The following is a 13,016-nucleotide window of genomic DNA, read 5'->3' as shown; positions in this document are numbered from 1 at the left end:
GAGGTCGCCGCCGGTGCTGCTGTTGCCGGCGCGCCGCGCCCTCGCAGCCGAGCGGTCCGGATCGCTCAGCTGGCCGCGCCCGCGCAGCAGCAGCGGCATGACGAGATGGTTCGAGATCATGATCGCCAGCGCGACCGAGGCGACGATCACCATCGCGGTCGCGGCCGACAGGCCGCCGATGAAGACGACGAGCGCGAGCACGCTCGCGCCGCGCTCGAGCGGCAGCAAGAGCACCGTCATGTCGCGGTCGATGCCGGGGCCCGGCATCAGCAATTCTCCCGCGACGGCGAGAGGCAGCACGAAGAGGTTGATCAGCACGAGATAGAGCGGGAACATCCAGGCGGCGCGGCGGACATCGCGCACGTCCCGGTTCTCGACGATGGTCATATGGAACTGCCGCGCCAGCAGCAGCGCGGCGAAGGCCGACAGCACGCTGAGCGTCAGGAAGGTCGGCCAGCTCGAGGTCCGCTCCCAGATCGGCAAGGCGCCGTCCGGCATCCGGGCTGCCCTGGTCAGCAGGTCGCCGGGCCCGTTGAACAGGCCGTAGACGACGAAAACGCCGAGCACGAGGAAGGCGACCAGCTTGACCACCGATTCGGAAGCGATCGCGAGCACGAGGCCGTCCTGGTGCTCGGTCGCGTCGATATGCCTTGTGCCGAAGGCGCAGGCGAAGCCGGCGAGCACCATGGCGACGAGGAAGGCGAGGTCACTCAGCACCGGGACGTCCGGCGTCAGCGCCTTTCCGCCCGTCGCAATCAGGAAGACCGAGAGCGAGTTCGCGACGGCCTTGAGCTGCAGCGCGATATAGGGCAGCGCGCCGATGACCGCGACGAGGCAGACCAGCGCCGCCACGCGCTCGCTCTTGCCGTAGCGCGCGCCCACGAAATCCGCGATCGAGGTGATGTTCTGCGATTTCGCGATCTCGACGATGCGCGCGACGAAGCGGTGGCCGAAGCCGATCACCAGGATCGGCCCGACATAGATGCCGAGGAAGTCGAGCCCGGCCCGATTGGCGAAGCCGACAGAGCCGTAGAAGGTCCAGGAGGTGCAATAGACCCCGAGCGCCAGCGCATAGATCGTCGTGCGCGCCCGCCCGGTCATCAGCCTGCGGCCCGAGGTATCGGCTGCGTGCGCGATCGCGAACAGGACGCAGAGATATCCGAGCGCGACCAGAACGACAGACCAGGCCGGGATCATCTTGGCTCCATGGCAGAACGGCAATCGCAGCCTAATGCATGACGCTGCGGAGCGCGATGCGGCTTTCGGCCGAGCCCAACCCTCTGATCGAACGTGGATTCCGGCAAGTTCGGCTTCTAACCAACGCGACACTCGGCTAGCCTGCCAGCGTCGCGCAGGCCGCCGAGCACGCGACAGGCCGACCATTCGCACAGAAGGGGCAGGGTAATGCTGAAGGAATTCAAAGAATTCGCCATGAAAGGCAACGTCATCGACCTCGCCATCGGCGTGGTCATTGGCGCCGCCTTCGGCAGGATCGTTGATTCGCTCGTCAGCGACATCATCATGCCGATCATCGGCGCCATTCTCGGCGGACTCGACTTCTCGAACTATTTCGTCGGGCTCAGCGGCGCCGTCAACGCGCCCGTCCTGGTCGAGGCCAAGAAGCAGGGCGCGGTTCTCGCCTATGGCTCGTTCCTGACGGTCGCGGTCAATTTCCTGATCATCGCCTTCGTGCTCTTCCTCGTGGTCAAGGCGATCAACCAGTTGAAGCGGACCAAGGAGGCCGAGCCCGCCCCGCCTGCGCCGCCGGCGGAAGACGTCGTGCTGCTCGGCGAGATCCGCGATCTGCTGAAGCGGAAGACGGTCTGAATCGTCGATCGGTCGCGGGCGATTCATCACCGCGACCGATCGACCCGATCTCCCGATTTCATGCCTCCCGGCGCCGGCTTCGGCTAAAGGGAGACATGGAACCTGCGAGGTCATATCGATGACGACGAGCACGCTGCCGGGCGCCCGCCTGATCGCCGATTTGCGGCCAGAGGCCCGCAACGCCCCCGAAAGCGGTATCGTCGAGGTCGTCAATCACGGCCGGCTCAAGCCCGGCCTGATCCCGCTCTGGGTCGGCGAAGGCGACCTACCGACACCGGATTTCATCATCCGCGCCGCAAACAAGTCGCTGGCGGATGGCGAGACCTTCTACACCTGGCAGCGCGGCATCCCCGAATTGCGCGAGGCGCTGGCGCGCTATCACACGACGCTTTACGGGCAGCCGCTGTCCTCCGAGCGCTTCTTCGTCACCGGTTCCGGCATGCAGTCGGTCCAGATCGCCGTCAGGCTGATCGCGGGGCCCGGCGACGAGCTCGTCATCCCGACGCCGGCCTGGCCGAATTTCGCCGCTGCGATCGGCATCGCCGGCGCCAGGGCCGTCTGCGTGCCGATGGATTATATCCAGGGCCGCTTCTCGCTCGATCTCGACAAGCTCGCGGCGGCGATCACGCCGAAGACGCGCGCGCTGGTGATCAACTCGCCGGCGAACCCGACCGGCTGGACCGCGACCAGGGACGAGATGACGGCGCTGCTGGCCCTTGCCCGCAAGCATGGCATCTGGATCATCGCCGACGAGATCTACGGCCGCTTCGTCTATGGCGGCGCGCCGCGCGCGGCCTCCTTCCATGACGTGATGGACGCCGAGGACCGCGTCCTCTTCGTCCAGACCTTCTCCAAGAACTGGGCCATGACCGGCTGGCGCATCGGCTGGATCGAGGCGCCCGCCGCCCTCGGGCAAGTCATCGAGAACCTGATCCAGTACTCGACCTCCGGCTCGCCGGTCTTCGTCCAGCGCGCCGCCATCGCCGCGATCGACGAGGGCGAGCCCTTCGTCGCCGAGCAGATCGCACGCGCCACTGAGGGTCGCAGGATCATCGCGGAAGGCCTCAAGGCGACGAACCGGGTCTCGCTCTCGGCGCCGGACGGGGCGTTCTACCAGTTCTTCAGCGTCGACGGCCGCGAGGACTCGCGCGCGCTCGCCATCGATCTGGTCGACAGGGCCAATGTCGGCCTCGCGCCCGGCACCGCCTTCGGGCCCGGCGGCGAGACCGGGCTGCGCTTGTGCTTTGCCCGCAAGGCATCCGATCTGGTCGAGACCGTAGCGCGCCTGCAGAAGGCGCTAGCCGGCTGAGGCGTCGCCGGACGCAACGCCCCCCTGCGCGGCGGCAGCCTCTTCCCGTTTGACCCTGCCGGGTCCTGTGTTCATTGATCGGCCTTGCGTCGTGCCTCCTCGGCGCCTGTTCCGAGAGACATGACCGGCCCGACCTATATTCCCTACCGGCTCAGGACATTGTCGCGCGAAGCGGCGGTGATCGGCTGCGCGGCGGTCGGCGGCGCGCTTTTCGCGCTGTTCGACGTGCCGGCGGCCTGGCTCTCAGGCTCGATGCTGCTGGTCTCGATCGTCGGCGTCGCCAAGCGCCTGCCCGACCTGCGCAAGCCCTGGTTCGATTCGACCATGCTGATGTCGGGCGTGCTGATCGGCTCGTCGGCGACGCCCGAGGCGCTCGCCGCCACGGCGCGCTATCCCGGCTCGCTCGCGGTCCTGTTCGTCGCGCTCGCCGCCATCATGCTCGCGACCGGCGCCTATCTGCGCTATGTCGCGCGCTGGTCCTGGATCGACTCCCTGCTGGCGGCCGCCCCGGGGGCGCTCTCGGCGGTGATCGCGGTCGCCCATGCCAAGGGCGCCAATCTCGGCCGTATCGCCGTGATCCAGCTCTTCCGCATCCTCGTCCTGGTCGCGATCCTGCCCAGCCTGATGCGGGCGATGGGCGATGGCGCCATCGGTCAGCCGCCGGCCGTGATCGTCGCCAACCTCCAGGATACGATCCTCCTGCTCGGCTGTGCTCTCGCGACGGGGCTCGTCTTCGAGCGCATCGGCGTTACCGCGCCCTTCATCCTCGGCGCGACGATGGCGAGCGCCGTGCTGCACGGTGCCGGCATCGTGCATGGCACCTTGCCGCCCGAGATCGCGACGGTGGTGATGGTCATGCTCGGCGCCGCGATGGGCGGGCGTGTCTCGAACCTCAAGCGCGGCGAGATCGCCGGGCTGTTCCCGCTCGCCATCGGTGGTTTCGTCGTCTCGATGGTGGTGGCCTTCGCCTTCGCCTGGCCGGCGGCCTGGCTGGCCGGCGTGCCCTATGCCAGCGCCATGGCGGCGTTCGCGCCGGGCGGGCTCGAGGCCATGGCGATGCTGGCCTTCGCCATGGGGCTCGACCCGCTCTATGTCGGCGCGCATCACCTCGCGCGCTTCATGCTGCTGGGCCTCGCCATGCCGCTGCTCGTTGCCCGGATGAAGCCCGAGCCGCCGAGTTCCTGATTCTCGCGCCGCCCGGGAGGCGTCAGCCCTTCGGCCAGCTCGCGCCATTGGTGTGGGTGAGGATGGCGTAGAGCGAGGTCGTGCCGCAGATGAAGAGGCGGTTGCGCTTCGGCCCGCCCCAGCAGAGATTCGCCACCACCTCCGGGACCAGCACCTTGCCGATCAGCGTGCCGTCGGGATGGTAGATATGCACGCCGTCCGCCGCGCTGGTCCAGAGCCGGCCCGTCGCATCGAAGCGGAAGCCGTCGAACAAGCCGGCCGTGCAGGTCGCGAAGACCTCGGAGGCTCCGAGCCTCGTGCCGTCGCCCGTCACGGCGAGCTTGCGGATATGGCGCGGGCCGTTCACCGGGTCATGGCTCGCCCCGGTATCGGCGATGTAGAGCATGCTCTCGTCGGGCGAGAAGGCGAGGCCGTTGGGCTTGACGAAATCGTCGGCGACGATGGTCAGCGCGCCGCTTTGCGGATCGATGCGATAGACGTTGCAGCGCCCGATCTCGCTCTCGGCTTTGTCGCCCTCGTAATCGCTCAGGATGCCGTAATCGGGATCGGTGAACCAGATCGAGCCGTCCGACTTCACCACCACGTCGTTCGGCGAATTCAGGCGCTTGCCCTGGTAATGGCTCGCCAGCACCGTGACCGAGCCGTCATGCTCGGTCCGCGTTACCTGCCGCCCGCCATGCTCGCAAGTGACGAGCCGGCCCTGCTGGTCGACGGTGTTGCCATTGGCGTTGCGCGCGGACTGGCGAAAGGTGCCGACCTGGCCGGAGAGGGCGTCGTAGCGCAGGATCCGGTCGTTCGGGATGTCGGACCAGACGACGCTGTTATGCGCCGGGAACCAGGCCGGTCCCTCGGTCCAGCGGGCACCCGTCCAGAGCCGCTCCATCCGAGCCGAAGCCGGGACGATCCGGTTGAAACGCAGGTCGAGCACCTCGACGCGAAAGCCTTCGATGAAGCCGAATGTCATGCCTGTCCTCCCTGGGCGCGGCAAGATCGACGATCGCGGGCGTCTTCACAACCGATGTCTGTGTCGACCTGCGATGCGAGGGGCGCGGGGAACCCTCTCCTGGAAGGAGAGGGCAGGGTGAGGTGTAGGCCGTTCGACCAGTTCCGCGGGTGCCCACCGAGCGGTTGGGTTGAGGCTTGCGATGTCCCTCCCGAACACCTCACCCTACCCCTCTCCTTCCAGGAGAGGGGTTCCCGCGGTTCCGCGCCTCTACAGATCCAATCCCGCATCCCAATAGGGCGTCGCCCCGTAGAGCTCCGCCAGATAATCGACGAAGACGCGCACCTTCTGTTCCATGTGCCGCCGGCTCGGATAGACGGCATAGACCGCGACGCGCTTGCCGACCGAATAGTCCGGCAGGACGCGCATGAGCTGTCCCGATTTCAGCTCTGGCCCGACATCCCAGGTCGAGCGCAGCGCGATGCCGACGCCGGCGAGCAGCGCCTCGCGCACGACCTCGCTGGAATTGGTCCGCAGCGGTCCGTTGACGCGCACGCTGACCGGGCCCGACGGCCCGTCCAGCCGCCACTGGTCGGCGTTGTGGGCGATCAGCGTGTGCTGCGAGAGCTCCTCGATGCTATCCGGCATGCCGCGGGCGGCGACATAGTCCGGCGCGGCGCAGAGCACGCGGTGATTGGGCGCGAGGCGCTTCGCGACCAGGCTCGAATCCTGCAGATCGGCGATCCTCACCGCGAGATCGAAGCCTTCCGCGATGATGTCGACGAAGGAATCACTCAGGATCAGGTCGACGGTCACCATCGGATTGGCGTCGAGGAAGGGCTTGAGATGCGGCGCAATGTGCAGCCGGCCGAACGAGGTCGGGGCCGAGACGCGCAAGGTTCCGCGCGCCTGTCCCGTGCCGCTGGCGACCCAGGCCTCGGCATCCTCGATCGAGGCGAGCACCGAGACGACGCGCTCGTAAAAGCCCTGTCCTGCTTCGGTCAGCGACAATTGCCGCGTCGTGCGCTGGAGCAGCCGGACGCCGAGCCGTTCTTCCAGCCGCCGGATGCGCTTGGAGATCACCGCCGGCGAGAGCTTCAGCTGGCGCCCGGCCGCCGACATGCTCTTGGCCGTCACCACATGCGCGAAGACATCGAGATCGCCGAACCGGTCCATGGTCGCCCACCTTTTCCAATTCAGAAATAATCATGGCTTTTGCCTGCGCTGCAAGCGTGTTCGAATTGGTCTAACCTGTTTGCAAGGCGCAGGACGCAAGCGCTATGTCGTGGCCACGGCCGAGGAGGAGATCATGAGCGCCATCGCATTTCCGACGCCTCGTGCCGACATCCTCGCCCGGCGCGATGCGATCATCGCCGGCCTCGCCGGGCTCGTCGCTCCCGAGGCCCTGATCACCTCCGATGACGAGCGCCGCCCCTATGAGACCGACGCGCTGACCGCCTATCGCCGCATGCCGCTCGCGGTCGTGCTGCCTTCGACGACGCAGGAGGTCGCCGCGGTGCTGCGCTATTGCGGCGAGCAGGGCGTGCCGGTCGTGCCGCGCGGGGCGGGCACCTCGCTCGCCGGCGGCGCAATCCCGCAGGAGGACGCCGTCGTGATCGGCGTCTCGAAGATGAACCGCATCCTCGAGATCGACTACGCCAACCGCGTCGCGAAAGTGCAGGCCGGCGTCACCAATCTCGCCGTCACCGGCGCGGTGATGGCGGAGGGCTTCTTCTACGCGCCCGATCCCTCCTCGCAGCTCGCCTGCTCGATCGGCGGCAATATCGGCATGAATTCCGGCGGCGCGCATTGCCTGAAATACGGCGTCACCACCAACAATGTGCTCGGCGTCACCCTGGTCATGCTCGACGGCTCCATCGTTGAAATTGGGGGCAGCCACCTCGATTCGGGCGGGCTCGACCTGCTCGGCCTCGTCGTCGGCTCGGAAGGCCAGCTCGGCATCGTCACCGAGGCGACGGTGCGCATCCTGCGTTCGGCCGAGGGCGCGCGGCCCGTGCTGTTCGGCTTCCCGTCGAGCGAGGAGGCGGGCGCGGCCGTGGCTGCCATCATTGGCGCCGGCATCATTCCGGTCGCGATGGAGTTCATGGACAAGCCGGCGATCGAGATCTGCGAGGCTTTTGCCAAGGCGGGCTATCCGATGGATGTCGAGGCGCTGCTGATCATCGAGGTCGAGGGCTCCGACGAGGAGATGGACGCCCAGCTCGCCCGCATCGTCGCGATCGCCCGCGAGCACGGCGTCAAGACGGTCAAGGAGAGCAAATCGGCGATGGAGACGGCGGCGATCTGGAAGGGCCGGAAATCGGCCTTCGGCGCGACGGGGCGCATCGCCGACTATATCTGCATGGACGGCACGATCCCGACCGGGCAGCTGCCCTTCGTGCTCAGGCGGATGGCGGAGATCGTCAAGGGCTACGGCCTGCGCGTCGCCAATGTCTTCCATGCCGGCGACGGCAACCTGCACCCGCTGATCCTCTATAACTGCAACGATCCGGTCGAGGCGCAGAAAGCCGAGGATGCCGGCAACGACATCCTCAAGCTCTGCGTCGAGGTCGGCGGCTGCCTCACCGGCGAGCATGGCGTCGGCATCGAGAAGCGCGACCTGATGACCGTCCAGTTCAACGAGGCCGACCTGCACCAGCAGATGCGCGTGCGGGCGGTGTTCGACGGCCAATGGCTGATGAACCCGGCCAAGGTGTTCCCGCTCGAAGGCAGGGTGGCGGCGTGACCATCCATACGCCCACCACCGAGGCGCAGGCCTGCGCCGTCGTCGCCTCGCTCGCCACTGGCGGCACGCCGGTTTCCATCCAGGGCGGCGGCACGCGGGCCGGCTTCGGCCGTCCGGCGCAGGTCGTCAGCACCATCTCCAGCGCCGGGTTGGCCGGCATCACGCTCTACGAGCCGGCCGAGATGGTGATCGGCGCGCGCGCCGGGACGCCGCTCGCGCTGGTGCAGCAGACTTTGGCCGATCGCGGCCAGATGCTGCCCTTCGAGCCGATGGACCATCGCCCGCTGCTCGGAAGCGAAGGCGAGCCGACGATCGGCGCCGTCGCGGCCGGGAATATTTCCGGCCCGCGCCGGATCAATGCCGGAGCGGCGCGCGATTCCCTGATCGGCATCAGGCTGATCAACGGCCGTGGCGAGATGGTCAAATCCGGCGGCCGCGTCATGAAGAACGTCACCGGGCTCGACCTGGTCAAGCTCGTCGCCGGCGCGCATGGCACGCTCGGCTTCCTCACCGAAGTCGTGTTCCGCGTGCTGCCGCGGCCCGAGCGCACCGTCACGCTGGTCTGGCATGGCCTCGCCGACGAGCGGGCGGTGAGCCTGCTCTCGGCCGCGCTGGGCTCGCCCTTCGAACCGATGGCGGCCGCGCATCTGCCGGCCGGCATCGGCACCGAGCAGGCGCGCACGCTGCTCCGGCTCGAGAACTTTTCCGCCTCGATCGACTATCGTGCGGGGGCCCTGTCCGAGCTGCTCGGCGATCATGGCGAGCCGAAGCTGGTCGAGGGCGAGGCATCCGAGGCGCTATGGCGCATGGTGCGGGATGCGACCTTCTTCGCCGATAGCGGCGAGGCGGTCTGGCGCCTGTCGCTCGCGCCGACCGCGGGGCCACGCGCCGTCGCCGCGATCGCTGCCGCTGTGCCGGGCGCGCGCTGGTTCTATGACTGGGGCGGCGGACTGGTCTGGCTGGCCGTGCCCGCCGAGGACGACGCCGGAGCAGCCGCCATTCGGGCCGCGATCAGGCCGCTTGGCGGCCACGCCACGCTGGTGCGCGCGCCCGATGCGATTCGCGCCGCCGTCCCGGTCTTCGAGCCGCTGTCCGAGCCGCTGCTGCGGGTCACAGCCGGTATCAAGAGCAGTTTCGACCCGGCCGGAATTTTCGAGCCGGGCCGGATGTATGCGGGGGTCTAGGAGATACTGAATGAAGCTCTATGTCTTCGCTTGCAAGAACATCACGAATATATGGGCTGGTATCGGAGCCAAGCGCTGGGCTGTATCGATAGCGGAACCCGCAATTATGCAAGCCAGAGCTACTCGCGCGCGAAATGTCAGAGTTGGAAACTGTGGGATAATTTACTGCAGCCATCCGACATATAAATCTTTGACTACTCCTTTTCTGATTGGGTCAGCTCCTAATGTAGGTGCGTCAGAAAAAGAAGTATGGCCTGAAGAATGGCGCATGCCATTCGACATAATACCTCTAGGCTCTCCCAGGCGTCATTGGACAGCTAAAGACGCAATTGCGAAATTGCCGTTTAATGCAGCCACCCGCCGAACCAACGTAGCCAGCGTTCTAAAGCCTATCGGCACCGTCGTATTTAGTCCGATCGAAATCGGGGACGACGATTGGTCAATGTTGCTCGAAAAGCTGACGTAGACGCCATGCAGACCAATTTCACGCCCGAGCACCTCGCCTCCGATCCGCGCCTGCCGGCCTCGGAGAAGATCCTGCGCACCTGCGTCCATTGCGGCTTCTGCACCGCGACCTGCCCGACCTATCTCCTGCTCGGCGACGAGCTCGATTCCCCGCGCGGGCGCATCTACCTGATCAAGGACATGCTGGAGAACGGCAAGCCCGCGACCGAGCAGGTGGTGACCCATATCGACCGCTGCCTCTCTTGCCTCTCCTGCATGACGACCTGCCCCTCGGGCGTGAACTACATGCACCTCGTCGACCATGCCCGCGCCCATATCGAGGAGACCTATCAGCGCTCCTGGCATGACCGCGCCCTGCGTCGCGTGCTGGCGGCGATCCTGCCCTACCCCGACCGTTTCCGTTGGGCGATGCTGGCTGCGATGTTCGGCAAGCCTTTTGGCGGGCTTTTCGGATTGTTGCCGCAGGTCGGCGGCCGGCTGAAGGCGATGCTGGCGCTGGCTCCGGCAGGCCTGCCGACGCGCTCCAACATGGAGGGGCCGCGGGTCTTCCCTGCCGGCGTGCGCCGCAAGCGCGTCGCGCTGCTCTCGGGCTGCGCCCAGCCGGTGCTCGACCCTGCGATCAACGAGGCGACGGTCCGTCTGCTCACCCGCCATGGCGTCGAGGTCGTGCTGCCCAAGGGCGAGGGCTGCTGCGGCGCGCTCGTGCATCATATGGGCCGCGAGCATGACGCGCTCGGCTTCGCCCGGCGCAATATCGACGCCTGGATGGCCGAGATCGACGGCGAGGGGCTCGACGCGATCCTGATCACGGCCTCGGGCTGCGGCACGACGATCAAGGATTACGGCTTCATGTTCCGCAACGAGCCGGCCTATGCCGAGAAGGCCGCCAGGGTGTCCGGGCTCGCCAAGGACATCACCGAATTCCTGGAGACCATCGAGCTGCGCCATGTCCGCGAGACGCCGCTGCCCGTCACCTATCACTCGGCCTGCTCGATGCAGCATGGCCAGCAGCTCAAGGATGGGCCGAAGCGGCTGCTGACCGACGCCGGCTTCAAGGTCAAGGAGGTGCCGGAGGGCCATATCTGCTGCGGTTCGGCCGGGGTCTACAACATCCTCCAGCCCGAGCTCGCCGGGCAGCTGCGCGAGCGCAAGATCGGCCATATCGAGAAGACCAAGCCGCAGATCGTCGCGACCGGCAATATCGGCTGCATGACCCAGCTGGCGAAGGGCTTTGCCGACAAGGGGGCGGCGACGCCGGTCGTCCACACCGCCGAATTGCTCGACTGGACGACGGGCGGGCCACTGCCCGAGAAGCTGGCGCGGGCGGGCATCGAGGACGTGACGGCCACCGGGCCACGGCCGCGCAAGGACATGCTCTTCGCGGCGGAGTGAGCGGACCCCCTCTCCCCTTGCGGGAGAGGGTTGGGGTGAGGGGTCGCGCAACGCTTCGCAAGGTTTTGGCCTTCCGGCGCTATGCGGAGAAGGCAGTGCGACCCCTCATCCGGCCCTCCGGGCCACCTTCTCCCGCAAGGGGAGAAGGGAACAAGCTTGCCGAGCGCCGCTGTCCGGTCTAACCCGCCATGCAACCCATTTCTGGGTAGCTAACACTCATATCTGAGTGCCCGATCACCACATCTGAGTTCAGATCGCCATGTCGAAGCCCGACAAGCTGAAAGCCCGCCAGCCGCGCGGTTTCGTCGATCGCGGTCCGGCCGATGTCGCCGCGACCGAGCGCATGCTCTCCGTCATTCGCGAGCAGTTCGCGCTTTATGGCTTCGATCCGGTCGAGACGCCCTTCGTCGAATATACTGACGCGCTCGGCAAATTCCTGCCGGACCAGGACCGGCCGAACGAGGGCGTCTTCTCCTTCCAGGACGATGACGAGCAGTGGCTCTCGCTCCGCTACGACCTGACCGCGCCGCTCGCCCGCTATGTCGCCGAGAATTTTGACGCGCTGCCAAAGCCCTATCGCAGCTATCGCGCCGGCTATGTCTTCCGCAACGAGAAGCCGGGGCCGGGCCGCTTCCGCCAGTTCATGCAGTTCGACGCCGACATCGTCGGCGCGGGGAGCGTCGCCGCCGATGCCGAGATCTGCATGCTCGCGGCGGACACGATGGAGGCGCTTGGGATCAGGCGCGGCGATTATGTCGTCAAGGTCAACAACCGAAAGGTGCTCGACGGCGTGATGGATGCCGCTGGCATCGATCAGGCTGCACGCCTCGCCGTTCTGCGCGCGATCGACAAGGCCGACAAGTTTCCGTTGGAGGAAGTCGGCAAGTTGCTCGGCGAGGGCCGCAAGGACGAGAGCGGCGACTTCACGAAAGGAGCGGGGCTTTCGGCCGCGCAGGCCGAGACGATTCTGCGCTACCTTGCGCTTGGCCAGAAGTTGGCTGAGCTCGGCAAGTCGACGGCAGCCGACAGCGCCAAGGCGGGTGAATTGTCGGCCGAGGCCGTCTCCGAGCTGCGCACGCTCGTCGAGAGCGCGGAGAACGGCCGCGTCGGCATCGAGGAACTGGAGCAGATCCGCGAACTCGTGACCGCGGCAGGTTATCTCGGCCGCATCATCATCGACCCCTCCGTCGTCCGCGGTCTCGAATACTATACCGGCCCGGTCTACGAGGTGGAACTCACCTTCCCGGTCACCAACGAGGACGGCCAGGTCGTGCGCTTCGGCTCGGTCGCCGGCGGCGGGCGCTATGACGGGCTCGTCGGGCGCTTCCGGCCCGAGCCCGTGCCGGCGACCGGCTTCTCGATCGGCGTCTCGCGGCTCTATTCGGCGCTGAAGGCGGTCAAGTCGCCGATCGTCAATGCCAAGGCCGAGCTGCCGCTCGTCGTCGTCACGGCGATGGATAACAAATCGCCGGAGCACATGCCGGCCTATCAGGCTTTTGTCTCGCAGCTTCGCCAAGTGAAGGACGAGAACGGCAAGCCGCTGCTGCGCGCCGATCTCTATCTCGGCTCCTCGGGCTTCAACGCCCAGATGAAATATGCCGACAAGCGCGGCGCCGTTTGCGCCGTGATCCAGGGTTCCTCCGAGCGCGAGGCCGGCACGGTGGTGATCAAGGACCTGATCCTCGGCGCCGAGCTCGCCGCCGCCGGCCGGGACGTCAAGGATTCCGCCGAACACAAGGAGCGGCAGGCGCAGGCGCAGTTCGCGGTTCCGGAGGCGGAACTGGTCGAGGGCGTGAAGCGGGTGCTGGGGCGGCACGCATAAAACCTTCTCCCCTCGGGGGAGAAGGTGTCGCCAAAGGCGACGGATGAGGGCAGGATCGACCGGGTGAGACGCCAGAGCCGGTCAGCGCGCCGGACTTCCCTCATCCGACCCGGCTTTGCCGGGCCACCTTCTCCCCCAAGGGG

General features: G+C 67.0%; 11 protein-coding genes. 8 read left to right on the top strand and 3 right to left on the bottom strand.

What is annotated here, in order from left to right; translation table 11 throughout:
• Nucleotides 1-1,197 (bottom strand): SLC5/6 family protein (locus tag ACTIF2_RS26230; protein WP_465248476.1); only part of this gene is annotated, 1,197 nt, incomplete at its 3' end.
• Nucleotides 1,198-1,404: 207 nt separating this feature from the next.
• Between ACTIF2_RS26230 and mscL the strand changes: the two genes are divergently transcribed.
• The 3 genes from mscL (at nucleotide 1,405) to ACTIF2_RS26215 (ending at nucleotide 4,321) form a co-directional block, all read left to right on the top strand.
• Nucleotides 1,405-1,827 (top strand): large conductance mechanosensitive channel protein MscL, encoded by a 423-nt coding sequence (mscL, locus tag ACTIF2_RS26225; protein WP_439500081.1) that lies wholly within the window; start codon nucleotides 1,405-1,407, stop codon nucleotides 1,825-1,827.
• Nucleotides 1,828-1,945: 118 nt separating this feature from the next.
• Nucleotides 1,946-3,136: a pyridoxal phosphate-dependent aminotransferase gene (locus tag ACTIF2_RS26220; protein ID WP_439500080.1), complete on the top strand. Its 1,191-nt coding sequence runs from the start codon at nucleotides 1,946-1,948 to the stop codon at nucleotides 3,134-3,136.
• A gap of 120 nt (nucleotides 3,137-3,256) precedes the next feature.
• Nucleotides 3,257-4,321 (top strand): AbrB family transcriptional regulator, encoded by a 1,065-nt coding sequence (locus tag ACTIF2_RS26215; protein ID WP_439500079.1) that lies wholly within the window; start codon nucleotides 3,257-3,259, stop codon nucleotides 4,319-4,321.
• A gap of 22 nt (nucleotides 4,322-4,343) precedes the next feature.
• On the opposite strand, the gene ACTIF2_RS26210 is transcribed toward ACTIF2_RS26215, so the two are convergent.
• Together ACTIF2_RS26210 and ACTIF2_RS26205 are read right to left on the bottom strand one after the other, a co-directional pair.
• Nucleotides 4,344-5,285: an SMP-30/gluconolactonase/LRE family protein gene (locus ACTIF2_RS26210; protein ID WP_439500078.1), complete on the bottom strand. Its 942-nt coding sequence runs from the start codon at nucleotides 5,283-5,285 to the stop codon at nucleotides 4,344-4,346.
• 249 nt (nucleotides 5,286-5,534) lie between these two features.
• Nucleotides 5,535-6,440, bottom strand: a complete 906-nt coding sequence (locus tag ACTIF2_RS26205; protein WP_439500077.1) for a LysR family transcriptional regulator — start codon at nucleotides 6,438-6,440, stop codon at nucleotides 5,535-5,537.
• A gap of 130 nt (nucleotides 6,441-6,570) precedes the next feature.
• On the opposite strand from ACTIF2_RS26205, the gene ACTIF2_RS26200 reads away from it, so the two are divergent.
• The 5 genes from ACTIF2_RS26200 (at nucleotide 6,571) to hisS (ending at nucleotide 12,873) form a co-directional block, all read left to right on the top strand.
• Nucleotides 6,571-8,010 carry an FAD-linked oxidase C-terminal domain-containing protein gene (locus ACTIF2_RS26200; RefSeq protein WP_439500083.1) on the top strand — a complete coding sequence of 480 codons (1,440 nt, stop codon included), beginning with the start codon at nucleotides 6,571-6,573 and terminating at the stop codon, nucleotides 8,008-8,010.
• A complete protein-coding gene (locus ACTIF2_RS26195; RefSeq protein WP_439500076.1) occupies nucleotides 8,007-9,194 on the top strand; it encodes an FAD-binding protein in 1,188 nt (395 codons plus the stop codon). Before ACTIF2_RS26200 ends, ACTIF2_RS26195 begins: the two co-directional genes overlap by 4 nt.
• A gap of 10 nt (nucleotides 9,195-9,204) precedes the next feature.
• Complete coding sequence (locus ACTIF2_RS26190; RefSeq protein WP_439500075.1) at nucleotides 9,205-9,660, top strand: hypothetical protein; 456 nt, start codon at nucleotides 9,205-9,207, stop codon at nucleotides 9,658-9,660.
• Between the two features lie 5 nt (nucleotides 9,661-9,665).
• A complete protein-coding gene (gene glcF / locus ACTIF2_RS26185; protein WP_439500074.1) occupies nucleotides 9,666-11,051 on the top strand; it encodes a glycolate oxidase subunit GlcF in 1,386 nt (461 codons plus the stop codon).
• Nucleotides 11,052-11,310: 259 nt separating this feature from the next.
• A complete protein-coding gene (hisS, locus tag ACTIF2_RS26180; RefSeq protein WP_439500073.1) occupies nucleotides 11,311-12,873 on the top strand; it encodes a histidine--tRNA ligase in 1,563 nt (520 codons plus the stop codon).
• The last annotated feature ends 143 nt before the right edge of the window (nucleotides 12,874-13,016 follow it).

It is taken from the genome of Allobosea sp. (assembly GCF_051860145.1).
Lineage (GTDB): Bacteria > Pseudomonadota > Alphaproteobacteria > Rhizobiales > Beijerinckiaceae > Allobosea.
The sequence above is the reverse complement of the archived record's forward strand: the minus strand, read 5'-3'. Positions and strand labels throughout refer to the sequence as shown.